The organism is Segeticoccus rhizosphaerae (genome assembly GCF_005222685.1).
Classification (GTDB): Bacteria; Actinomycetota; Actinomycetes; order Actinomycetales; family Dermatophilaceae; genus Segeticoccus; species Segeticoccus rhizosphaerae.
This window is the reverse complement of record NZ_SWMA01000001.1, coordinates 51,084-74,448: the sequence shown is the minus strand read 5'-3', so window position 1 is coordinate 74,448 and position 23,365 is coordinate 51,084. Positions and strand designations below refer to the sequence as shown.

Below are 23,365 nucleotides of genomic sequence, written 5' to 3'. Positions count from 1 at the left end.
CGTCAGCGCACTCCTTCGAGAATGCGTTGCGCTTCTTTCTCCTCGTTTGCAAGAGTCCGCCGGAACATGGAGTCGAATCCCACAATGCTCAGCAGAGTGCGCAGGACGATTTGTACGTCATAACGCGCTGTACGAGAGCGCACATACACGAGGTCCATCGCGATCTTGCGTGGCAGCAATGTCGACAGGTAGACAGCTTCCGCTTCGGCGGAGTCGGCTGGGAGGGCAGCCTCGTCCGCGAAGTAGCGCAGACTTCCCGGGCTCGTCAGTCCTGGAAGGACAGTGAGTGACTCCCACATCATCGCGTCATAGTGGTCCCGGACAATAGAGACGTCCTCTGGCCGGGGGCCGACCAGCGCCATCTCTCCTCGAGCAACGTTGACAAGTTGGGGAACCTCGTCAAGTTTGCACCGACGCAGCAGGCTGCCAACCATGAACACCCGCGGATCGTCTGCCCCCGTGATCCGTGCTGAGCCGCCGGTGCCGAGGCGCATCGTTCGCAGCTTGAACATCGTGAATGGAGAACCGTCCATTCCAGCTCTTTGAGCTCGGTAAAGTACCGGTCCCGCTGATGAAATCTTGATTCCGATCGCTGCAGCCGCCAGAAACGGTGAGGCGACCACCAGCCCGAGAACTGCCAGCGTGCGATCGACCACGTGCTTCATAAGGTGGCCACCTCCTCGAAAAGTGCGATCCATCGCTTGAGTTGCACTTCGGGTGAAAAGTTGTCTACGTAAACTGTTCTCGCACGCTCGCGGGCTCCATCGAGCGACCGCCGGTCGATGATTAGCTCCTGAAGCTGTGACGCGAGCAACCCCGTCGCACGTTGGTCCACGGTGAGGCCGATCCGGTTCTCCCGCACCATACTTGCGAGTTCGCTGTCCTCGTCTACGAGCGCGAGAATCGGACAGCCTTGCCTGAGATACGTCATCGTCTTGCTCGGGTAGGCCGCAGTAATCACCCCCGGATGGAGTGAGACAATGCCCAAATCAGCCCGGCTGACGAATGATGCGACAACGGGCGCAGGCTGGTATCCGTGCATGACGATGTTGCAACGATCGTCCGCAAGAACCGCGATCGCCTGCTTCATGGGGCCGTCCCCGAAGAAGTGCCAAGTAATCCTTGACTCGTCCTTCGTTTTATGGATCAGATTGACGAGCGCCTCGAGTCCTTGGAATCTGCCCAGATTGCCTGCGAAAACGAGGTTCAGTGCCTTCGAAGACTGTTCCTCCTCCGTAGCCTTCTCCGCGAGAGTGCCAATCTCCCATGGATCGAAGTTGTTAAGGATGGCAATTCGTTCAGAGGAAACGCCACGGGCTTCCGAGGTTCGTTTCATGTCGTCAGACAGAACCACGAGCCGGTCCGCCCTCCGGTCAGTTCGACGGTCAACTTGGCGCAGAATCCAGTTGACGGGGGTCGCCGACTGCTGGCCCGTCGCCTGGACCACCTCTGGGTAGATATCTTGCTTGTGATAGATGAAGCGGGCTCCGTGCTGGCGAGCAAGCAGGGAACACAACGACGCGATCAGCACTGGGGGCGTCGTAGCTGCCATGACGACCTCGGCATCCCGAAACGTCCTTCGTGCCAGCATCAGGTGCAGGGCGAACATCACTAGGTTGAGCAGTTTGCGTCCCATCGACTTGCGGTCATCGACGACCGGCCATCGAACGACCTCGACCCCATCAATGTTCTCGCGCGCGGGTGCGCAATCCACCACCTGGCGGTTGTACGACGGTTGACAGGTCAGCACGGTGACATCGTGCCCTGCAGCCGCCAACGCTTTGGCAACCGACAACAGGATAGTCGCGTACGGTGGCGTGTCCGGATAAAAATAGCGATGGACCAGAACGATTCTCAATGGCGTCTGCATTCACTCAGCCGTCGACGAGCGCTTGGAAGTCGGGCAGTCCGCTCAGCACCTTCTTGACTTCTTCGACCTCCAGCCTCTCGGTGTTATGCGAGTGGTAGTCCTCGCGGGCGATGCTCTCTGGCACTTCCCCCTCCACGAAGTACTCACGATAATTGAGATCGCGGCCGTCTAGGCTGACGCGAAAGAACTCGCCCTGATCCTGCGCTCTGGACAGTTCCTCGACTGTCGCGAGGGTCTCGTACAGCTTCTCGCCGTGCCGGGTCCCGATTACCTCAATGCGCGGTTCGTAACCAGCCATTTCGGCGACCGCCGTGGCGAGCACGCCGACAGTGCAGGCGGGCGCCTTTCGAATGAACAGATCACCAGAATTGGCGTGCTCGAAGGCGTGTTCCACGAGCAGGACGGCCTCGTCCAGAGACATCAAGAATCGGGTCATCTCCGGGTCGGTCACGGTCATTGCCTTACCGCTTCGCAACTGGCGAATGAACAGCGGGATCACCGACCCGCGCGAGCACAGCACATTGCCGTAACGGACCGTCGACACGGTAGTCCCGGAGTCCGGGTTCGTGCGGGCGAACGCCTGCGCGGTCTTCTCCATCAACGCCTTCGACATGCCCATGGCGTTGACCGGGTAGGCGGCTTTGTCCGTACCGAGGCAGACGAGAGACCGCACGCCATGTGCCCCCGCAGACTCGATCACGTTGGAGCTGCCGATGACATTGGTTCGGACCGCCTCCATCGGAAAGAACTCGCATGACGGTACCTGCTTGAGCGCGGCCGCGTGGAAGACGATGTCTACGTCCCTCATCGCCCGGTCGACGCTGGCCCGGTCACGAACGTCGCCGAGGTAGAACTTCACCCGGGAGTCGTTAATGGCCACTCGCATGTCGTGCTGCTTCAGCTCGTCCCGACTTAGGACACGGATCTCTTCGAGCCCTGCTGCCAGCAGCCGTCGGACCATGGTGCCGCCGAACGAGCCGGTGCCACCCGTGACTAAGGCAGTTCGGGAACTGACTGGGGAACTCACGCGTTAACCGCTTCCTGCGCCGTCGCGTGACAGCGCTGACAGAGTGTTGGAATGGTAGTGCTCGTTGACTTCCGCTCCGGGCGGTGGCCGGGACATCAGCCGATCACCCGCAACGCACTGGGAACTTGGTCACTGCCCTGCGCGCTGGCGCGCATCCACTCCGCAGCGGCTGCATGGCCGTCGTGCCGGGATCTCCGGACAGTGGCGGGGTCGATGTAGGGCACGGCGACACTCGACACCAGCGGGTGAGAGGTGGGCTGTCGGGTCGCGCCGGGGTAGAAGAGCTCCTCTGCGAGCTTTTCGCCCGGACGGAGTCCGGTGAACAAGATCTCGACGTCGGTGCGACCGGACAACCGGATCAACGTCCGCGCGACGTCGACGATCTTCACCTGCTCGCCCATCTCCAGGACCATGACCTCGCCCGCGGAGCCGATAACGCCTGCCTGGAGCACCAACTGGCACGCCTCGGGGATGAGCATGAAGAAGCGCTCGACGTCGGGGTGGGTCACGGTGACCGGTCCACCGCGTTCGATCTGGGAGGTGAATGCCGGCACGACCGAGCCGCGCGAGCCGAGCACATTGCCGAACCGCACGCTCACGAACCGTGCCGACTCGTGACGCGCGAAGTCGGCCACGATCCGCTCGGCAACGCGCTTGCTGTAGCCGAGGACGCAGCTCGGGTTGGCCGCCTTGTCGGTGGAGACGTTGACGAACGTCTCCACCCCGGCCGCTTCGGCCGCCTCGGCCACGTTGAGGGTGCCAAGCACGTTGGTCTTCCAAGCCTCCAGCGGATAGCGCTCGAGCAGGGGCAGGTGTTTGAGGGCGGCCGCGTGGAAAACGACCTGGGGCCTGTGCTGGTCGAAGATCCGGTGCAAGGCCTCGGGGTCGCGGATGTCAGCCAATAGCATGTCGTCCCCGTCGAGCAGGCCGTGGCCCGCGAGGGTCAGCTGAGTCGCGTGCAGCGCGGACTCGTCGCGGTCGAGCAGCAGCAGCTTGCCGGGGCCGAAAGCGGCGATCTGTCGGCAGAGCTCGGAGCCGATCGATCCACCGGCTCCGGTCACCAGCACCCGCTTGCCCTCGAGCAGCTGGGCGATGGCCGTCTGGTCGAGCTCGACCGGACGGCGCCCGAGCAGGTCCTCCAGGTTGATGTCGCGCAGGTCCTGGGCCGTCGGTCTGCCGTCGAAGATGTCGCCGAGGCGAGGCAGCACCAAGCTGCGCAAACCCAGCTGGTCGGCTCGCTCGACAAGGTCCCGGATCAACGCCGCATCCGCGTTGGGCATCGCAAGCGCCAAGTCGGTTGCGTCATAGCGCGTGGCCACGTCAGCCAGACTGGCGCGAGTGCCGCGCACGCGGACGCCGTCGATCCGCAGCCGGCTCTTGGCCCTGTCGTCGTCCAACATGGCCACCGGCCGAAACCCGGACTCCGGTTCGCGCAGCATGCTGCGGGTGAGTCTGCGACCGGCGTTGCCGGCGCCGAAAACGATGACGCGCCGCTCACTCACTCGACGCGCAACGCGTCGCGTGTTGGCCGCCCGGACAGCAAACCTCAACGCAAACATGGCGAGCAGCGCGAGAGCGCTGCCCGTCACCGGCACGCTCCGCGGCACCAGGATCGGGTTGGCGAGCATGGCCCAGAGGAACAGGCCGCTGCCCACGAGGAAGACGGTCTTGGCCACGTCGGCGATCTCCTCGAAGGAGCCTCGCTGGTGGCCGACAACATAAGGACCGACAAGGCCACCGAGGACCACCTGGCCGACCATGGCGGCGAGCGCAAACCGTACGGTGCCATGCACGAGCACCTTCGAGGGGTCGAAGTCGAACCGCAGCCAACAGGCGAGCAGCACCGCGCCGGCCCAGATCAGGGAGTCGAAGGAGGCCCACGTCCATCGGACGAAGCGGTCGCGCCGTCGCCAATTTTCCTGAGCCACCACCACCTCCAACGTGCGTACGGCCGGACACAGGCTATAGGCACGTAAGACGTCGACTGGACGTCGAGTAAGGGAATTGGCACGGGTCAAGCATCGCCTGATGGATTCCTTAACAAAGAATTACTGCTTCGTTGACCGCGCTTGACCATCGGGTCCTGTCGCTGCGGCCCTACCTCGGTCGCTCGGCCCACCAGGCGAGCAGCTCTTCCCGTGCCCTCTCCTTGCCGATCAGGCCCTGGTCGAGCCGGACCGACAGCAGGAACTTGTAGGCCCTGCCCAGCACCGGTCCCGGCTCGATGCCGAGGGCTTCGGCGATCTCGTTGCCGTTGAGCTCGGGGCGCACGGCCGCCAGCGACTCCTGCTCCTGGAGCCGCTCGACCCGCTCCTCGAGGTCGTCGTAGGTGCGCGCCAGTCGCGCGGCCTTGCGGACGTTGCGCGTGGTGCAGTCCGACCGGGTCAGCCGGTGCAGCCGCGGCAGCAACGGTCCGGCGTCCGTCACGTAACGACGCACCGCCGAGTCGGTCCACTCCCCTGTGCCGTAGCCGTGGAAGCGCAGGTGCAGCTCGACCAGCCGGCTGACGTCGCGCACGGTCTCCTTGTCGAACCGCAGTGCCCGCAGCCGCTTGCGGGTCAGCTTGGCCCCGACCACCTCGTGGTGGTGGAAGCTCACTCCGCCACCGGACTCGAAGCGGCGGGTGGCCGGCTTGCCGATGTCGTGCAGCAGTGCCGCGAGTCGCAGCACCAGGTCGGGGCCGGGCACCGACTCGGGTGGCCCACCAGCGGGCCCCTCGAGGGCGATCGCCTGCTCCAGCACGATGAGCGAGTGCTCGTAGACGTCCTTGTGCCGGTGGTGCTCGTCGATCTCGAGCCGCAGCGCGGGCAGCTCGGGCAGCATCACGTCGGCCAGGCCGGTCCGCACCAGCAGATCCAGCCCGGGCCGCGGCGACGGCGCCAGCAGCAGCTTGACCAGCTCGTCGCGGATCCGCTCGGCCGAGACGATCGAGAGGCTCCCGGACATCTCCGCCATGGCCCGGGCCACCCCGGGGTCGACTGCCACCCCGAGCTGCGCGACGAACCGCGCCGCCCGCATCATCCGCAGCGGGTCATCGCCGAAGGACTCCTCCGGGGCACCGGGCGTGCGCAGTCGGCGCGCGGCCAGGTCGGTCAGCCCGTCGTGCGGGTCGACGAACTCGAGGTCGGGCAGGCGCAGCGCCATCGCGTTGACCGTGAAGTCGCGGCGGACCAGGTCGTCCTCGAGGCTGTCACCGAAGGCGACCTCCGGCTTGCGCGAGGTCCGGTCGTAGGCGTCGGTGCGGTAGGTCGTCACCTCGACCGTCACGCCACCGTGCCGTGCGCCGATCGTGCCGAACGCGCGGCCCACCTCCCAGTGGGCGTCGGCCCATCCACGCAGCAGCGCCAGGGACTCGTCCGGCGTCGCATCGGTGGTGAAGTCCAGGTCGGGCGAGGTCCGCCCCAGGAACGCATCGCGCACCGGGCCGCCCACCAGCGCCAGCTCGTGGCCACCGGCGGCAAACCGCTCGCCTAGCTCGGTCAGCAGCGGCAGGACCGGCGCGAGGTGGCGCACGGCCTCCTGCAGCAGGGCACTCGGGGGCGCGGGGGTGGGCACGAGAGACAAGACTAGGTGACCGGCCGGCATACGAGCTCAGCGCTTGTGGTCGCGCTCCTCCGCGGCAGGGTCACCGTCGCCGCTGGTCGTGCTGCTCAGGGCGGGCACAGCGGTCAGGCCGTAGCGTGAACCTGCCATGACCGCACCCCACGAAGAGCACCCCACGAAGTCCTCGCTCGTGCCTCACTCGGTACTTCGCAGGGACCCCGCTCACCGCTCCGCTCCGATACTTCGCGAGGGCCCCGCATGACCAACTTCCTCGACGGCATCCTGTCCGCGCCGACCTGGGCGATCCTGCTCGTCGTGGGGGCGGTGGTCTTCGCCGAGGACGCGCTCTTCGTCGGCTTCGTCATCCCGGGCGAGACCGCCGCGATCCTGGGTGGGGTCGCCGCCAGCCAGGGCCATGTGCCGCTGGCCGCCGTGCTGGCCGTTGTCATCGTCGCGGCGATCGTGGGCGACAGCGTGGGATATGAGGTGGGGAAGCACTTCGGGCCGCGGTTGCTCGATCTCAAGATCTTCGCGAAGCGCCGGGACCGCCTGCAGGACGCCCAGGACTTCCTCGCCCGGCGCGGGGGGGTGGCGGTCTTCCTCGGGCGGTGGGTCGCCTTCTTCCGTGCCGTCATGCCCGCGCTCGCCGGCACTGCGCAGATGCCCTACCGCCGCTTCCTTGCCTTCAACGCGGCCGGCGGGATCGTCTGGGGCGCGGTCGTGGTGACCCTCGGCTACCTCGCCGGCAACTCGTATGCGCGGATCGAGAAGACGGTGGGCCGCACCGCCGCGCTGGTGGTGCTCGGCCTGGTGGTGGTCGGCGTGATCGCGTGGCGGGTCCGTGAGCACCGCCGCCGCTCGTAGGATCGCCTCGGCGAAGCGAGGCGGGCGATGACGACGTCGAAGTGGGGTGGGCGGCTGGCCCGCGTGTTGGCGGGAGTGCGGGCCCGGTCGACCGTCGCTGCGGTCGTCACCGTCGCGGCCGCGCTGCTCGCGGGAGCCCTCCTGCTCTCGCTGCTGCTGCGGCACGCGCTGACCACGACGGTCGAGGGCGACGCTCGTGCCCAGGCCGCGCAGGTGGTCCGGCAAGTGGAGTCGGACAGGCTGTTGGCGCTGCCGGACACGCTCGCCGACGAGAACCGGCGCGGGCAGAGCGTGCAGGTCCTCGGCCCGGCCGGCCACGTGGTCGCTGCGTCGTCCGTGCCCGCCAGCGCGCAGCCGCTGACGAGGGCCCGCCCGGCGCCCGGCACGGTCGTCGTCCGCGAGCGCCCGTCGCTCCCCAGCCTCGGCGAGGGCCACGATCCCTACCTGGTCGTGGCCCGCGGGATCACCCGGGACGGCGCCGACTACACCGTCGTGGTCGCCGCGCCGCTCAAGCAGCGCGAGGAGGCGGTGGAGACGGTGCTGTTCTACCTCTTCGCCGGCATCCCCCTGCTGCTGCTGTTGGTCGGCGGCGCCACGTGGGTGCTGGTCGGCCGGGCGCTGCGGCCGGTCGAGCGCATCCGCTCCCGGGTGCGCAGCATCACCGCGGCGCGCCTGGACGAGAGGGTGCCGGTGCCCCGCTCCGGGGACGAGGTGGCCCGTCTCGCCGAGACCATGAACGAGATGCTCGACCGCCTCGACCGGGCCCACGGCGAGCAACGCCGGTTCCTCGCCGACGCGAGCCACGAGCTGCGCTCGCCGCTCTCCACGGTGATCGTGGGGCTGGAGGTCGCCGCCGCCGACCCGAGTGGGCAGGTATGGCGTGAGACGCACCCCACGATGCATGCCGAGGCCGAGCGGATGAGCGAGCTGGTCCACGACCTGCTGCTGCTCGCCGAGGCCGACGACACCGGCCTGCGGCTCGACCGGGTCGATGTGGACCTGGACGACCTGGTCGACGCGGAGGCGCGCCGCCTCCGAGCCCTGCACGGGGTCGAGGTCCGGGCCCAGATCGCCCCCGTCCGGGTCCGCGGCGACGCCCGCAAGCTCGGCCAGCTGATCCGCAACCTCGCCGACAACGCCGTCCGGGAGGCCCGCGATCGGGTCCGGCTGGCGGTCACCGTCGAGGACGACGAGGCGTTGCTGGTCATCGAGGACGACGGGGACGGCATACCCCCGCAGGACCGGGAGCGGGTGTTCGACCGCTTCGTCCGGCTCGACGCCAGCCGCGAGCGTGGGCAAGGAGGCACCGGCCTCGGGCTGGCCATCGTCGCCGAGGTCGCGCGGGCGCACGGCGGGACCGTGCGGGTGGTCGAGTCGCCGCTCGGCGGCGCGCGGTTCGAGGTGCGGCTCCCCCGGGTGCGGTGAACCGGATCCGGTGAACCGCGTGTGGTGAGCCGGCGGGACTCAGCGGCCTCCAAGCGGCATACGCCGACACTGGCGACAGGTCGGCATACCGGCCTCGCGCATCTCGGGAGGGTTGATGAGCCTGCTCGGCACGTCGTTGATCGTCCTGCTCGCCGTGTTGGCGGTGCTCTTCCCCGTCGCCACCTACCTGCTCTGGTCCCGGGTGCGGGGGCCACGCGCGGTGCGTGCGGGGTCGCGGGTGGCGCTGCTCGTCGGGGGGCAGCTCACCACGCTCGTGCTCGTCGCGGCCCTGGCCAACGACTACGGCGACTTCTACACCTCCTGGTCCGACCTGTTCGGCGGCGGCCAGGTCAACATCAACCAGGCGACCGTGCTGCACGCCGGCGGCCCGCAGGTCAGCCGGAGCGTGCATCGCCACCGGCCCGGGGATCCGGCGGTCCACGGGGTCAGGCTGGACGTGAACAAGGCCGACGCCCACGACCTGCGGGTGGTCGGCGACACCAGCTTCTCCACGCGCTCGCAGTGGGCCGTCCGCGGCCGGGTCGAGGCGGTCCTGCTCTCCGGACCGCAGTCGGGCCTGTCCACGGACGGCTACGTCTACCTGCCGCCGCAGTACTTCCGGCACCGGTATGCCCACCACCGCTTTCCCGCGGTCGAGGTCCTGACCGGCTACCCGGGCTCGGCCCAGGGCGAGGTGGCCTCGCACCAGGACTACCCGGGACACGCCCTGCAGGCCGTGCGGGCCCACAAGGCGGCGCCGATGGTCTACGTGTTCCTCCGCTCCGCGGTGGTGCCGGTGCGCGACACCGAGTGCACCGACATCCCCGGCGGCCCGCAGGTCGAGACCTACCTGGCCCAGGACGTGCCCACCGTGCTGCAGTCGGCCCTGCGGGTCCGGCCGGACGACTGGGGGCTGATGGGCGACTCCACCGGCGGCTACTGCGCCACCAAGATCCTGATGCACCACCCGGAGACCTTCCGGGCCGGCGTTTCGCTGTCCGGCTACTACCACGCGATCCACGACCCGACCACGGGCAACCTGTGGGCCGGCCGGAAGTCGCTCAAGCACTTCAACGACCCGGAGTGGCTCGCGCAGCACGAGGCCCCGCCGCCGGTCTCGCTGATGGTCACGATCAGCAAGCAGGAGAGGACCTACCGCGACACGGTGCGGTTCCTCCACCTGGTCCGGCCGCCCATGCGGGTCACGGCGGTCATCCTGCCGACCGGCGGGCACAACTTCGTCACCTGGGGGGCCGAGGTGCCCGGCGCGCTGGCCTTCCTGTCCCAGCACCTGTCCGCCGGCTCCTGAGCGCCGGCGGGGTACCGCGAGCCCGGGGTCCGGCGTGGCTCAGCGACCGGTGTCGGCGTCCTGGTCCGGCAGCGAGCCGCTGCGCACCAGCTCCGCGGCGACCTCACGCAGCTTGGTGTCGGTGTCATGGCTGAGCCTGGTCAGGACCAGGAACGCCTGCTCGGGCGTGATCTTGTAGCGCTCGGCCAGGATGCCCTTGGCCACTCCGATCACGTCGCGGGTGGCGACCGCCTCGCGCAGCTGGTCCTGCTTCTGGGCGTCCGCGACCGCGATCGCCGCGTGCGCCGCGAAGAGCAGGCCGACGTGCTCGGACTCGTCGTCGAAGGCGTCCGCCTTGGTCGAGAACAGGTTCAGCGCGCCCAGGTTGTCCCCCTCGACATACAGCTGGAACGCGAGCATGCTCAGCGCCCCCGTCTCGGCGGCTCGCGCGGCGAACGCGGGCCACCGCACGGCGGTCCGCAGGTCATTGATCCGCACCGTCTGGTGCTCGAAGGCCGCGTCCAGGCACGGGCCCTGCCCCGTCTCGGTCTGCAGCGCGTCCACCTGCTCCGGCAGCGAACCGGTCGCGTGGTGGCTGTCGACGAACCTCCGCGAGGTCACCACGCTGACCGAGCCCTCCTCGGCGCCGGGGACCAGCTGCACGGCCGCCGACACCATGGCGTCCAGCGTCGCGGACGTGTCGGTCTCGTGCTGCAACTCCCTGGCCAGCTGACCGAGTCGCACGGCCAGCAGGTCACGGTCCGTCATCGACCTGCTCGACTCGGCCGAGGGCTCCCCCGGGGGCTGGCGTGCGTTCTCTCGCTCACCGGGCACCACCCTTCCCTGGCTCGTCCCCGACCGGGAGCAACAGTAGCCAAGGCGGACGCTTCACGAGTGGGACTCGATCGGGCTGGTCGCAGCGAGGAGTGCCTTGGCGATCACCTCGTGACCTGCCGCGTCCGGATGGTCACCGTCGGGCGCGAGCAGCGGGGTCGGGTCGCGATCACCGGTGGGGCTCTTGAACGGCGCATAGAGGCGCACGCAGGTCGCACCGGCCGCCGTGGCCACCTGCGCGATCTGTGCGTTGAGAGCCCGGGTGAGCCGGTCACTCCACCGCAGGTATGCCGTGCCGTGCTCCTGGCGCCCCACCTCGCCATCGACGAACACGTTCCAGTAGCCGGTGACCAGCACCTGCTGCGGCGCACTGCCGCGCAGCGCCTCGATCTGCCGGACGATGGCACCGACCCGCCGGCCGACCGCCGCGACCGCCCCGTCATAACAGGTGTTGTCGCAGTCGGAGCCGAGCCAGCGCGGCAGCAGGGGGCCGAGGTCGTTGGCGCCGATCGTCACCAGCACCACGTCGGCCGACGCGACATCTCGCCGGGTCGCGGCGTCGCTTCGCAGGTCGTGCAACAGGTCGACGCTCGTGCTGCCGCCCTTGCCCAGGTTGATCGGCCGGGCGGGGCCGCCCTTGGCGGGTGGCAGCTGCGCGGCATACCTCTGCACGAACGTCTCGCAGTCGCAGCCGTAGCCCGAGGTCACCGAGTCACCGAGGCCCACGACGACCGGCGGGCCCGCCGGCGTCGCCGCGGGGGCCGACGGGGTGGTCGCGGACGTCGTCCTGGTGGTCGTGCTGCGGGTCGGCGGCGAGGACGGGGCGGACCGTGAGCTGGGCGGTGTCGACGACGTGACCGATGACGACGGCGCGGAGGCAGCCGAGCCGGCCGGCCCGCAGCCGGTCAGCACCAGCAGGAGGGCGACCGCCCCGAGCAGGGCCGGACGCAGCGCTGCCACGGGGTGGACGATCTGCACCCGCGGGACGGTACGCCGACAACCTGCGCCGCGCGCCTCGCAGACGTGCGCTTCTCAGCCTGCTCTCACCTCGCGGCTGACACGCTGGCGAGCGGTGGTCCGGTTCCCACCCTGCTCTTTGTGGAGGTGACGCGGTGACGACCAACATGGCCACGGTGCCCGGGGGGTTGGCCCGGCTCTGGGGGCGCCGCACCGCGTGGGCGCCGGCCCAGCTGGCCCGGGTCACCGCCGTGGTGGGCCTGCTGATGATCGCCACCGAGGCGATCCCGCACAACAACCGGCCGGTGGAGCTCGACCTGCTCATGGGCGTGCTGCCGCCCTTCGCGCCGCACGCCACCCGGCCACTGACCATCGCCGCCGGCACGACGCTGCTGCTGCTCGCGGGCGGACTGCGGCGTCGCAAGCGGCGGGCCTGGCTGGTCGTCATGGCGATCACCGTCGGCGTCACCGTGCTGCATCTGTTGCGCACCCGCGAGCCGGAGGTGATCCTGCTCGGGGTTGGCCTGCTCACCCTCTTGTGGAGCACCCGCAAGGCCTTCACCGGCGTCGCCGATCCCCGCTCCAGACGGCACACGCTGACCGTGCTGGTGGCGTCGACGGTGATGGCCGCCCTGGTGGGGCTCGCGGTCGTCCTGCTGGATCCTGACGGGCGGACCGGACCGGACGGTGCGCTCGCCGTGCTCCAGCAGGTCGCCTACGGGTTGGTGGGCCTGCGCGGGCCGATCCGGTTCGTCGACGGGCAGCAGGCGATGTATGAGGGGACGACCCTCGCGCTGCTCGGCGCCGTCGCCGTCGTGACCACCCTGGCCAGCCTCCTGCGGGCGCCGTCCGGCCCGGCCGCCCTCACCGAGCGCGACGAAGCCCGGTTGCGTGAGCTGCTCGGGACCCGGTGCGGTGACGACTCCCTCGGCTACTTCAGCCTGCGCCGCGACAAGTCGGTCGTCTTCTCCCCGACCGGGAAGGCGGCGGTCTGTTACCGCGTCGTCTCCGGCGTGAGCCTCGCCGCGGGCGACCCGGTCGGTGACCCGGAGGCCTGGCCGGGTGCCATCGAGGCGTGGCTGCTGGAGGCCCGGTGCTACGCCTGGGTGACCGGCGTCCTCGGCGCGAGCGAGCGCGGTGCGCAGGCCTACCGCCGGCACGGTCTGCGTGTGCTCGAGCTCGGCGACGAGGCCGTGGTCGAGGTCGACCGGTTCAGCCTGAGCGGCCGGTCGATGCGGGGGGTCCGGCAGGCGGTCGGGCGGGCCCGCCGCCTGGGATACACCACCACGGTCTCGGCGGTGTCGGTGCTGTCCGACGAGGAGCTCCAGGACGCCCGCGCCGGAGCCGCCCGGTGGCGCGAGGGCGGCCGCGAACGCGGCTTCGCGATGGCTCTCGGCCGGCTCGGTGACCCGGGCGACCCGGAGTGCGTCCTGGTCCGCTGCCGGGACGCCGATGGCCGGTTGTGCGCCCTCCTGCACCTCGTGCCGTGGGGCGACGACGGGCTCTCCCTCGACCTGATGCGCCGGTCACCCCAGTGTGACAACGGCGTCGTCGAGCTCATGGTGCACGACCTGGTGGCCGCTGCACCACGGCGCGGCGTCACGCGGATCTCGTTGAACTTCGCGGTGTTCCGGTCGGTCTTCGAACGCGGCGACCGGCTCGGCGCCGGCCCGGTCATCAAGGCCTGCCGCCGGTTGCTGGTCTTCGCGTCCCGCTTCTGGCAACTGGAGTCCCTCTACCGCTCCAACGCGAAGTACCAGCCGCTGTGGGTGCCGCGGTTCATCTGCTTCGAGGCCAGCCGTGATTTGGCCCAGATCAGCATGGCGGCGATGGAGGCCGAGGCGTTCATCGTGCGCCCGCGGCTCCTGCGATGGGGCGCGGCGCGACGTCTGCCGGAGCCGACCAGGGAACGCGTGCCGCTGCTCGAGGATGGGCGCTGAGGTGCTCTGGGCGCTGCCGATGGCCGTGGTCGGGGCCGCGGGCTACGGCACCGGGTCGGCGTTGCAGGCACGGGCCGCGCGCCGCGCCCACGGGGCGGCGGTGCTGCACCACCCGGCATACCTGCTGGGGTTGGCGTGCGACGGGCTGGCGTGGCTGGCCTCCCTGGTGGCGATGCGCGGGCTGCCGCTCTTCGTGGTGCAGGCGGTGCTGACCGCGTCGCTGGCCGTCACCATCCTGCTCGCCCCGCTCGTGGCCGGCACGCGGCTGCGTCGTCGAGAGCTCGGCTGGGTCGGGGTGGTAGTGGGCGCCCTCGTCGTCGTGTGCGCCGGCTCGGGACCCTCGCCCTCGCTGCCTGCGCCGTCGTGGTTCCTGCCCGCCGCGCTGACCGCCCTCGCGCTGCTCACGCTGGTCGGCGCGGCGACCTATCCGCGCGGGGGGTGGCTGCCACTCGCGCTGCTGGCCGGCGCGAGCTTCTCCGGGGTGGCCCTGTGCGTGCGGGTCCTGCCGACGGGCGGTCCGTGGCCGCGGCTGGCCGGGCAGCCGCTCGCCTGGACCGTGCTCGGATTCGCGGTGCTCGGCACGGTGCTCTATGCGCTGTCGCTCGAGCGTGGCCCGGTCGGCCCCGCGACCGTGGTGCTGTGGCTGACCGAGCTGATCGTCGCCGGGGTGAGTGGCGCGCTGCTGCTGGGCGACCGGACCCGACCGGGCTGGCTGCTGCCCACCCTCGCCGCCCTGGTCGTGGCCGCCGCGGCCTCGGCCGTCCTGGCCGATGCCGGGCACCTGCAGGGCGGCCCGGTTGGTGCCTCGGAAGAACTCCGTCAAGAGTGACCGCTGGTGCCCGGCACGGGTGGCTCAGTCACGTTCCTGGTGGCAGCAGGAGGTGGAAAGTGGTCCGACCCGGCCTGCTGTCCACGGTGACGGTGCCTTGGTGCGCGTGGGCGACGGCCGCGACGATGGCCAGGCCGAGACCGGTGCCTCCGGTCGCGCGTGAGCTGTCGCCTCGGGCGAAGCGCTCGAACAGGGTGGGTAGGACGGCTGCGGGGATGCCCGGCCCGTTGTCGGTCACCGCGACCTCGACGGGGTCGGTCTGCACGTCGGTCTGCCCGCCCGCTGTGTGGCGGCTGACCCGGACGGTCACGGTCGTTCCGGCCGGGGTGTGGGTGCTGGCGTTGGCGAGCAGGTTGGCGAGGACCTGGTGGAGCCGGTACTGGTCACCACGGATCGTGACGGACTCCTCGGGAAGGTCGAGGGTCCAACGGTGGTCCGGGGCGGCGGCTCGGGCGTCGTTGGTGGTGTCGATGGCCAGCCGGGTCAGGTCGACCGGTTCTCGGGCAAGGGGACGGCCCGCGTCGAGCCGTGCGAGCAGCAGGAGGTCGTCGACCAGGGTGCCCATGCGGGTCGAGGCGGCCTCGACGCGGTGCAGCGCGTGGTCGACCGGGTCGGTGAGCGTGCCGGGGCTGCGGCGGGCCAGCTCGGTGTGGCTTCGGATCGTCGCCAGTGGGGTGCGCAGCTCGTGGCTGGCGTCGGCGACGAATCGTCGGAGCCGGTCCTCGGTGGCGTGCCGAGCTGCCAGGGAGGCCTCGACGTGGTCGAGCAGCTGGTTGAACGCCGCGCCGAGCTGTCCCACCTCGGTGCCCGGGTTCTGGGGAGGGACGCGGTCGGGTAGGGCGATCTGGCCGCTGGCCAGGGGCAGTTCGGAGACGGCGGTGGCGGTGGCGGCGACCCGGTGCAGTGGGCGCAGCGAGAGCCGGACGAACGTGGCCCCTGTGAGGCCGGTGACGAGCAGCACGACGGCGAAGACGACGGCCTCCACCACCTCGAGTCGTTCGAGGGTGTCGTGGACCGGGCGCAGGGGGAGGCCGGTGAGCTGCACGTCGTCATCTCGGCCAGGGACGGCCCGGACGCGGTAGTCGCCGAGGGCGTCGAGGTGCAGGGTGCGGGACGTCCCGTCGGGCGGGGTCCGCGCCAGGGCGGAGCGATCGGCCCTGGTCAGGCTGGCGGTGTCGTCCTGGTCGTGGTCGCCGTCGCCGTGCACGATGGCGGCCTGGGCGATCGTTCCGCCGACCAGGTGCACCCCTAGCGTGCCGACGGATTGGCCGGGCACGTCGGACAACCCTTCGCCGGGCTCGTCCCGGCCGGGCGTCCCGGTGCCAGCGGTGTTTTCGCTGTGCTCGAGACTGACCGCGAACCGGCTGCCGGCAGCGGTGAGCTGCTGGTCGAGCCGGCCGAGCAGGAACCCGCGCAGGGCCAGGGTGGTCGCCAGGCCCACCACGGTGCAGGCGAGCAGCAGCAGCAGGAGCAGGCCGGCAGTCAGCCGGGTGCGCAGGGGCCGGCGAGCCAGCCATCCCCCTGGTGACACCGATGACCTCCGCCCGCGACGGTCGGTGGGGGGCGTCATCCCGGTGGTTTCAGCACATAACCCACGCCACGCACGGTGTGGATCAGGGGGTCCCGACCGGCATCGATCTTCTTGCGCAGGTAGCTGATGTAGAGCTCGACCACGTGCGCCTGCCCGCCGAAGTCGTAGTCCCAGACCCGGTCCAGGATCTGCGCCTTGGACAGCACTCGGCGCGGGTTGCGCAGCAGGTATCGCAGCAGCTCGAACTCGGTCGCGGTCAGGTCGATCAGCTCGCCCGCGCGGTGCACCTCACGGGCTTCCTCGTCCATGGTCAGGTCCGCCACGGCCAGACCCGCCCGGCCGCGGGTGCGGGCCAGGCCGGCCCGGCGCAGCAACCCGCGGAGCCGCGCGAGGACCTCCTCCAGGCTGAACGGCTTGGTGACGTAGTCGTCCCCACCGGCGGTGATCCCGGCGATGCGGTCCTCGACCGAGTCGCGCGCGGTGAGGAAGAGCACGCAGACCGTCGGCTGTGCGGCGCGTAGCCGGTGCAACACCTCCAGACCGTCGAGGTCGGGCAGCATCAGGTCGAGCACGACCGCGTCGGGAGCGAACTCCTGCGCGGTGCGGACCGCGGCGGAACCGTCCCCCGCGGTCCGCACCGCCCAGCCCTCGGAGCGCAGCACGCTGGCCAGCACCTCGGCCAGGCTCGGCTCGTCATCTACGACCAGCACCCGCACCGGGGTGCCGTCGAGCCGCAACAGCCGCACGGGAGGATCCGGCGCCGCCCTCCTCGTGGGCGCGGACGCACCAGCCTTCATCGGGATCCTCTCGGGACGGCGCACGTGCAAGCCATTGTCCCTGCTGCCTTCTGAGTTTCCTCTGAGTTACCTCTGGGGTTCGTCTGGGCTTCGGCTGCGCGGGCGGGCCCGCGAAACTCACGGCCCGGCCAGAGCCTCTTCAGAGGGTTTACAGAAATCGCGCACCGATGCTGGGGACGTGGCCCGCGGCGCGGGGCCTGACCGGCCCGCGGACCGCACGCAGCAGATGCCTCGACCTTGGGAGCCGTTGTGACCATGACCCTCGATGACCGTGTGACCGGCACGAGACGTCCATGGGGAGTGCCGCGCCGAGGACCGACCCGGGGCGCACGCCCAACCTGGGTGCTGGGCCTGATCTGGGGTGGCGCCGCGGGGATGCTCGGCCTGTGGTGGCACGACACGCCGACGGTAGCCGGGCTCGGGGGCTGGCTGACCGGCGCGGGGCGGATCACGGGGCTGCTGGCCGGCTACGGGGTCGTGGTGCTGGTGGCGCTGATGGCGCGCATACCCTGGCTGGAGCGGGGGGTCGGTGCCGACCGGCTGGCCCGGTGGCACGCGATGGGTGGCCGCTACACGGTGAGCCTCGTCGTGGCCCACGGACTGCTGATCACGTGGGGTTACGCGGTCACCGCCCACACGAACGTGGTCAGCCAGGCGGCGACGCTGCTGCTGAGCTACCCGGACGTGCTGATGGCGACGGTGGCCGGCCTGCTGCTGGTGGGCGTGGGGGTCGTGTCGGCGCGCGCCGCCCGGACGCGAATGCGGTACGAAACCTGGTACTACCTGCACTTCTACACCTACCTCGCGGTGGCGCTGGCCTTCAGCCACCAGTTCGCCACCGGCGCCGACTTCGTGACAAACCTGCCCGCGCGCGTCGCGTGGTCGACGATGTACGTCGCCGTCGCCGCGGCGCTGGTGTGGTATCGGCTGGTCACCCCACTGCGGCAGGCCGCGCGGCACCGGCTGCGCGTCGCCGCGGTCCACCACGAGGCGCCCGGTGTGGTGTCGGTGGTGATCACCGGCCGGCGGCTGACCGAGCTGGCTGCCGAACCGGGCCAGTTCTTCCGGTGGCGGTTCCTCACCCGCGACCTGTGGTGGTCGGCCAACCCGTATTCACTGTCTGCGCCGCCTCGCCCGACGGCGCTGCGGATCACCGTGAAGGCGCTCGGTGACCACAGCCGATCGCTGGCCCACCTGAAGATCGGCACCCGGGTGCTCACCGAAGGCCCCTACGGCGCGTTCACCGAGGACCGGCGCCGCCGGCGCCAGGTGTTGCTGATCGCCGGCGGCGCCGGGATCACCCCGCTGCGAGCGCTGTTCGAGACGCTGCCGGCCGCCCCCGGCGAGCTCACCCTGCTCTACCGCGCCAACCACGACACCGAGGTCGTCTTTCGCCGCGAGCTCGACCAGATCGCCGCGTTCCGCGGCGCACGGGTGCACTACCTGATCGGCCTGCACACCCGGTTGACGCAGGACCCCTTGTCCGCCCCCGCGCTGACTTCGCTCGTCCCGGGCCTGCGCCACCACGACGTCTACCTGTGCGGCCCGCAGGGCATGACCCGTGCCGCCACGGCGGGGCTGCGCGGTGCCGGAGTCCCCCGCCGGCACATCCACCACGAGTCGTTCGAGCTGTGAGCGGGAGATCATCGTGAAGCGCTTCATCCTCGCCCTCGCCGCCACCGTCACCGGACTGGTGCTGCTGCTCGGGTTCAAGACCCACCTCACAGGGACCCTCGGCGCACCGGCAGCCAGGGTCACTGCCTCCTCAACCCGGTCCAGCGCCACCGCGAAGCCCGAATCCAAGCCTGCCTCTACTCATGCCTCCAGGGCCACACGACGGCACGGCGCCAGTCGCGGCCCCGGCGCGAAGGCGACCAGCACCACGACGCCGACCACCCGGACCATCACCGGCGGCACCGCCGACACCCCCTACGGGCCGGTGCAGGTCCGGGTCAGGCTGACCGGCGCCAAGATCACCGGCGTGAGCCCGCTGCAGCTGCCCCACGACGAGCAACGCAGCCAGCAGATCGCCAGCTATGCCGTGCCGCTGCTGACCCGGGAGACCCTGGCCGCCCAAAGCGCCCACATCGACATGGTCTCGGGCGCCACCTACACCAGCGAGGGATACACGGCCTCGCTGCAGAACGCCCTCGACCATGCCGGCCGCCGATGACTGACGACACCCGCCCCCACCCCGGTCCACGGATCCATCGCATCGAACACTGCATGGGCACCGTGTTCTCCCTGGACGTCCGCGACCCCGCTCCGGGCGTCGAAGCCGCGGTCGGACAAGTCGTCGACTGGCTGCACCGGGTGGACGCCACCTTCTCCACCTACCGGCCCGACAGCCCGATCAGCCGGCTCGGCCGGGGCGAGACATCCCTGGACGACGGCCCGGACGAGGTCGCCGAGGTCCTCGCCCTGTGCGCGGACGCCACAGCCGTCAGCGACGGCTACTTCACCACCACGCCGGGCGGCGCGCTCGACCCCTCCGGGCTGGTCAAGGGCTGGGCGATCGAGCGCGCGAGCGCGCTGCTTCGCGCCGCCGGCTCGACCCGGCACGCCATCAACGGCGGCGGCGACCTCCAGCTCGCCGGCGAACCCGCACCGGGGCGCCCGTGGCGGATCGGCATCGCCGACCCGCTGCACCCCCGGCTGCTCGCCACCATCGTCACCGGGAGCGAGATGGCGGTCGCGACCTCCGGCACCGCCGAGCGAGGCGCCCACGTGCTCAACCCGCACACCGGACGACCCGCCGCCGACCTGGCCAGCATCACCCTGGTCGGCAGGCACCTCACCGCGGTCGACGCCTACGCCACCGCTGCCCTGGCCATGGGGCGCCGCGCCCGCGACTGGGTCGAACGGATGCCGGACATCGAGGCCTTCGCGGTCACCCCCACCGGCGGCACGTGGCAGACCCGCGGCTTCCCCGCTGCCGCGCCGGTGGTCGACCTGAACGCCTTTGCACCGGGTAGAGGAACCACGATGCCGATGGCCCCGGGGCCCGCGTGACCGCGGCCAGCGCCCTCGCCGACGCGCTCGCCCACGCGACCGGCCGCGCACACCGCGACGACCCGGCGCTGCCCGGCACCGGTGGACCGGCAGGCAACGCCCAGCTCACCGCCTGGATCGGGCTCGTCCTCCTCGTCGCGTTCCTCGCAGAACTCGTCACCCTGCTCGACGTCACCGCCCTGATCAGCTGGCACATCGCGATCGGAGTCCTGCTCGTCCCACCGGCCCTGGTCAAGACCGCGACCACCGGCTGGCGGATCCTGCGCTACTACACCGGCAACCGCCCCTACCTGCAGGCCGGCCCGCCGCCGCTGCTGCTGCGCCTGCTCGGCCCACTCGTCGTGGTGACCACGCTCGCCCTGCTCGGCACCGGCCTGGCCCTCATCCCCCTCGGACCCGACTCGACGCGCGCGTCACTCCTCGCGTTCGCCGGCGTGCGCGTCACCCCGCTCACCCTCCACCAGGGCGCCTTCATCGCCTGGGCTGTCGCCACCGGGCTGCACGTCATCGCGCGGGTAGTGCCAGCCGCCCGCCTCGCCCTCGCACCGCCCGGTCAGAGCCGGGTCGCAGGAGTGACCAGCCGGACGCTGACCCTGCTCGGCACCGTGCTCATCGGGGCGGTCGCCGCCCTTCTGGTCCTGGCGCTGGTCCACAGCTGGACCGTCAGGTGACCCGGTCGGGCAGGTCGGGTCGAGACGGCTCAGCCGCCCTCCTCGTCGAGGCGGTAACCCATGCCGCGCAACGTCTGGATCGCGTGCCGGTCGTAGGGCACGTCGATCTTCTGGCGCAGGTAGCGGATGTAGACCTCGACGATGTTGGGGTCACCGTCGAACGCCGGGTCCCAGACGCCGGACAGGATCTCCGCCTTGGTGACCACGTCGCCGCGGTGGTGCATCAGGAACTCGAGCAGGCCGAACTCGCGTGGCGTCAGGACGATCTCCTCCTCGCCGCGGTGCGCCCGTCTCCGGTTCGGGTCCAGGGTCAGGTCACCGGCTCGGAGCACGACGGGACGCTCCGGCGCACCCCGCCGGATCAGCGCTCGCATCCGGGCCACGAGGACGATGAAGCTGAACGGTTTGGTGAGGTAGTCGTCGGCGCCGAGCTCGAACGCGTCGGTCTGGTCGTACTCACCGTCCTTGGCCGTGAGCATCAGCACCGGCGTCCACACCTTCTGCTCACGCAGCTTCCGCAGCACCGCGTAGCCGTTGAGCTGGGGCAGCATGATGTCGAGCACGATGACGTCGAAGGCGTTCTCGGTCGCCATCCAGAGCCCGTCGACCCCGTTGTGGGCGACGTCGACGGCGAAGCCCTGACCGGACAGGCCACGCCGCACGGTCTCGGCCAGGTTCGGCTCGTCCTCGACCAGCAGCACGCGCACGGCCCACGCCCTTCCCGACTCGTCACCACGCCCGGGCTCGCCCGGGTCGCTCCCCCAGTATCGACGCCGCGGACTGAGACGGCGCTGAATCTTCCTGCCGCGGCTCCTCCGCGGCAGGTTTCGCTCCGCTGCACATTTTCGCCGCTGTCGTCGCCGCGGCCCGTTCCCACGCTCAGCGCCGGCACAGCAAGCGCCACGAAGACTGGCCCTCGTGCACCGGATGCGGCGTGCCGACCTGCTGGCAGCGGATCCCCGCTGGGCCCGGTCGGCGCTGGTGACCCTGCTGGTCACCACGGCCGTCGCCTACTCCTACCGGCTGTCGGCCGGCGGCTGGGCCAACGAGTACTACGCGGCCGCCGTGCAGGCCGGCAGCGTCAGCTGGAAGGCGTTCTTCTACGGCGCCTCCGACGCCCCCGGCTCGATCACAGTCGACAAGCCCCCGCTGGCCCTGTGGGTGATGGGTCTGTCGGCCAGAGCCTTCGGCCTGAGCGCGTGGAGCCTGCTGCTGCCTCAGGTCGCAATGGGCGTGGCCACCGTGGGAGTGCTCTTCGCGGCTGTGCGCCTGCGGGCAGGGGCAGGGGCCGGCCTGCTCGCCGGCGCGGTCGTCGCGACCACGCCGGTGGCGGTGCTGATGTTCCGGTTCGACAACCCGGACGCCCTGCTCACGCTGCTGCTCGCGCTCGGCGGCTACGCCACCCTGCGCGCGGTGGAGCGCGCCAACCCCCACCTGCTCGCGCTCGCCGGTGCCCTGGTCGGCCTCGGATTCCTCACCAAGCTCGGCCAGGCGCTGCTGGTCGTCCCTGCCTTCGCGCTCACCTACCTGCTCTGCGCGCCGGCCCGGCTGCCACGGCGGCTGCTGCACCTGCTGTATGCCCTGGTCGCCATGGTCGGTAGCGCGGGTTGGTGGATCGCGGTGGTGGCAGCCGTGCCGGCCGCCGACCGGCCCTGGATCGGCAGCTCGACCGCCAACTCAGTGCTGCAGGTGGCCTTCGGCTACAACGGTGTCGGCCGGCTGAGCGGCCGGGAGGGCGTGCTCTCCAACCCCTCGGGGATCGAGCACTACGGCCCGCTGCGCCTGTTCGAGCCGTGGATCGCGAGCCAAGGGACCTGGCTGCTCCCCTGCGCCCTCGTGCTCCTGCTGACCGGCCTGCTGCTGCGCGGCCGGGCGCCACGCACCGACCCGCACCGCGCGGCCTACCTGATGTGGGGCACCTGGCTGGTGGTCGGAGCCGCCGTGCTCAGCCTGATGAACGGCATCTTCCACTCCTACTACACCCTCGTGCTGGTGCCACCGATCGCGGCGCTCGTGGCCACCGGCGCCCGGGACGCCTGGCGCGGCCGTGACCGCCTCGGCGCGCGGCTGGCGCTGGCCACCTGCGTCGTCGGCACCACGCTGCTCACCGCGGTGGTCCTCGCCCGAACTCCCGGATGGCTGCCCTGGCTGCGGTATGCCGTGCTGCCCGTCGGGCTCGCCGGCGCGGCGATGCTGCTCACGCTCCGTGGCCCGCGCACCGACCAGCCCGTCCGCGGGCACCGGGGCAGGGTGGCAGCCTGTCTGGGGCTCGTGGCGGTCCTGGCCGGGCCCACGGCATACGGGGTGGCCACCCTCGAGCCCCCGCACACGGGGCCGACACCCGCGGCGGGCCCTCATCCGACCGGCGTCTTCGGGCGGCCCCCGGCCTCCGTGTCGGGATCCGCGCCGGTGTCCGTCACCGCCCCTGCACCGCCCCCGCCCGTGGTGGTTCGCGCCCTCACCCGCGGAGCCGGCCGCTACACCTGGGCGGCGGCCACCGTCGGCTCGGTCGACGCGGCCGGGCTGCAGCTGGCGGGTGGCGTGCCGGTGATGCCGGTCGGGGGCTACTACGGGACCGACCCGAGCCCCACCCTGGCGCGGTTCAAAGCCGACGTCGCCGCGCACCGCATCCACTTCTTCACCGACGGACGGCGGCCGGCCAGCAGCCGGACGAGCTCAGCCGACCTGATCCGCGCCTGGGTGCACGCGACCTTCCCCGCCCGCGCCATCGGCGGCCGGACCTTCTACGACCTGACCGGCGGCTGACGCCCGAGGAC

The 23,365-nt window shown here is 70.9% G+C and carries 20 protein-coding genes; 10 read left to right on the top strand and 10 right to left on the bottom strand.

The window, feature by feature from the left end; translation table 11 throughout:
* Window positions 1–2: 2 nt before the first annotated feature.
* The 5 genes from FCN22_RS00335 to FCN22_RS00315 form a co-directional block, all read right to left on the bottom strand.
* Window positions 3–665, bottom strand: coding sequence for a sugar transferase (locus FCN22_RS00335; protein ID WP_238384428.1), 663 nt, complete (start codon window positions 663–665; stop codon window positions 3–5).
* Complete coding sequence (locus tag FCN22_RS00330; protein ID WP_137119538.1) at window positions 662–1,870, bottom strand: glycosyltransferase family 4 protein; 1,209 nt, start codon at window positions 1,868–1,870, stop codon at window positions 662–664. Before FCN22_RS00330 ends, FCN22_RS00335 begins: the two co-directional genes overlap by 4 nt.
* A gap of 4 nt (window positions 1,871–1,874) precedes the next feature.
* Complete coding sequence (locus tag FCN22_RS00325) at window positions 1,875–2,897, bottom strand: polysaccharide biosynthesis protein (protein ID WP_137119537.1); 1,023 nt, start codon at window positions 2,895–2,897, stop codon at window positions 1,875–1,877.
* Between the two features lie 95 nt (window positions 2,898–2,992).
* Window positions 2,993–4,825, bottom strand: a complete 1,833-nt coding sequence (locus tag FCN22_RS00320; protein ID WP_238384427.1) for a polysaccharide biosynthesis protein — start codon at window positions 4,823–4,825, stop codon at window positions 2,993–2,995.
* Window positions 4,826–4,994: 169 nt separating this feature from the next.
* On the bottom strand, window positions 4,995–6,482 hold the full coding sequence (locus tag FCN22_RS00315; protein ID WP_137119536.1) for a CCA tRNA nucleotidyltransferase: 1,488 nt from the start codon (window positions 6,480–6,482) through the stop codon (window positions 4,995–4,997).
* A gap of 216 nt (window positions 6,483–6,698) precedes the next feature.
* On the opposite strand from FCN22_RS00315, the gene FCN22_RS00310 reads away from it, so the two are divergent.
* The 3 genes from FCN22_RS00310 (at window position 6,699) to FCN22_RS00300 (ending at window position 10,038) form a co-directional block, all read left to right on the top strand.
* The gene (locus FCN22_RS00310; protein ID WP_137119535.1) at window positions 6,699–7,304 is read left to right on the top strand and encodes a DedA family protein; all 606 of its coding nucleotides are present in this window, start codon (window positions 6,699–6,701) and stop codon (window positions 7,302–7,304) included.
* 27 nt (window positions 7,305–7,331) lie between these two features.
* Window positions 7,332–8,729, top strand: a complete 1,398-nt coding sequence (locus tag FCN22_RS00305; protein ID WP_137119534.1) for a sensor histidine kinase — start codon at window positions 7,332–7,334, stop codon at window positions 8,727–8,729.
* A gap of 115 nt (window positions 8,730–8,844) precedes the next feature.
* Window positions 8,845–10,038 carry an alpha/beta hydrolase gene (locus FCN22_RS00300; protein ID WP_137119533.1) on the top strand — a complete coding sequence of 398 codons (1,194 nt, stop codon included), beginning with the start codon at window positions 8,845–8,847 and terminating at the stop codon, window positions 10,036–10,038.
* A 39-nt stretch (window positions 10,039–10,077) separates the two neighbouring features.
* Here FCN22_RS00300 and FCN22_RS00295 read toward each other — a convergent pair whose 3' ends face one another.
* Both FCN22_RS00295 and FCN22_RS00290 read right to left on the bottom strand, forming a co-directional pair.
* Window positions 10,078–10,785: a GAF and ANTAR domain-containing protein gene (locus FCN22_RS00295; RefSeq protein WP_137119532.1), complete on the bottom strand. Its 708-nt coding sequence runs from the start codon at window positions 10,783–10,785 to the stop codon at window positions 10,078–10,080.
* A gap of 120 nt (window positions 10,786–10,905) precedes the next feature.
* Window positions 10,906–11,829 (bottom strand): SGNH/GDSL hydrolase family protein, encoded by a 924-nt coding sequence (locus FCN22_RS00290; RefSeq protein WP_137119531.1) that lies wholly within the window; start codon window positions 11,827–11,829, stop codon window positions 10,906–10,908.
* A 134-nt stretch (window positions 11,830–11,963) separates the two neighbouring features.
* Between FCN22_RS00290 and FCN22_RS00285 the strand changes: the two genes are divergently transcribed.
* Window positions 11,964–13,748, top strand: a complete 1,785-nt coding sequence (locus FCN22_RS00285) for a phosphatidylglycerol lysyltransferase domain-containing protein (RefSeq protein WP_137119530.1) — start codon at window positions 11,964–11,966, stop codon at window positions 13,746–13,748.
* Window positions 13,738–14,577 (top strand): hypothetical protein, encoded by an 840-nt coding sequence (locus tag FCN22_RS00280; protein ID WP_202911323.1) that lies wholly within the window; start codon window positions 13,738–13,740, stop codon window positions 14,575–14,577. The genes FCN22_RS00285 and FCN22_RS00280 overlap by 11 nt, the downstream gene beginning before the upstream one ends.
* Window positions 14,578–14,605: 28 nt before the next feature.
* Here the strand turns inward: FCN22_RS00280 and FCN22_RS00275 are convergent, their stop codons facing one another.
* On the bottom strand, window positions 14,606–16,108 hold the full coding sequence (locus FCN22_RS00275) for a HAMP domain-containing sensor histidine kinase (RefSeq protein WP_238384425.1): 1,503 nt from the start codon (window positions 16,106–16,108) through the stop codon (window positions 14,606–14,608).
* A 35-nt stretch (window positions 16,109–16,143) separates the two neighbouring features.
* Window positions 16,144–16,905: a response regulator transcription factor gene (locus FCN22_RS00270; RefSeq protein WP_137119528.1), complete on the bottom strand. Its 762-nt coding sequence runs from the start codon at window positions 16,903–16,905 to the stop codon at window positions 16,144–16,146.
* Between the two features lie 255 nt (window positions 16,906–17,160).
* On the opposite strand from FCN22_RS00270, the gene FCN22_RS00265 reads away from it, so the two are divergent.
* From FCN22_RS00265 to FCN22_RS00250, 4 genes are read left to right on the top strand one after another with little or no spacing between them, the layout of a single operon-like run.
* A complete protein-coding gene (locus FCN22_RS00265; RefSeq protein ID WP_137119527.1) occupies window positions 17,161–18,540 on the top strand; it encodes a ferredoxin reductase family protein in 1,380 nt (459 codons plus the stop codon).
* A gap of 13 nt (window positions 18,541–18,553) precedes the next feature.
* Window positions 18,554–19,078 (top strand): FMN-binding protein, encoded by a 525-nt coding sequence (locus tag FCN22_RS00260; protein ID WP_137119526.1) that lies wholly within the window; start codon window positions 18,554–18,556, stop codon window positions 19,076–19,078.
* Window positions 19,075–19,917 carry an FAD:protein FMN transferase gene (locus FCN22_RS00255; protein WP_202911322.1) on the top strand — a complete coding sequence of 281 codons (843 nt, stop codon included), beginning with the start codon at window positions 19,075–19,077 and terminating at the stop codon, window positions 19,915–19,917. Before FCN22_RS00260 ends, FCN22_RS00255 begins: the two co-directional genes overlap by 4 nt.
* Window positions 19,914–20,588 carry a hypothetical protein gene (locus tag FCN22_RS00250; RefSeq protein ID WP_137119525.1) on the top strand — a complete coding sequence of 225 codons (675 nt, stop codon included), beginning with the start codon at window positions 19,914–19,916 and terminating at the stop codon, window positions 20,586–20,588. Before FCN22_RS00255 ends, FCN22_RS00250 begins: the two co-directional genes overlap by 4 nt.
* A 29-nt stretch (window positions 20,589–20,617) precedes the next feature.
* Here the strand turns inward: FCN22_RS00250 and FCN22_RS00245 are convergent, their stop codons facing one another.
* On the bottom strand, window positions 20,618–21,295 hold the full coding sequence (locus FCN22_RS00245) for a response regulator transcription factor (RefSeq protein ID WP_137119524.1): 678 nt from the start codon (window positions 21,293–21,295) through the stop codon (window positions 20,618–20,620).
* Between the two features lie 220 nt (window positions 21,296–21,515).
* On the opposite strand from FCN22_RS00245, the gene FCN22_RS00240 reads away from it, so the two are divergent.
* Complete coding sequence (locus FCN22_RS00240; protein WP_137119751.1) at window positions 21,516–23,354, top strand: ArnT family glycosyltransferase; 1,839 nt, start codon at window positions 21,516–21,518, stop codon at window positions 23,352–23,354.
* The last annotated feature ends 11 nt before the right edge of the window (window positions 23,355–23,365 follow it).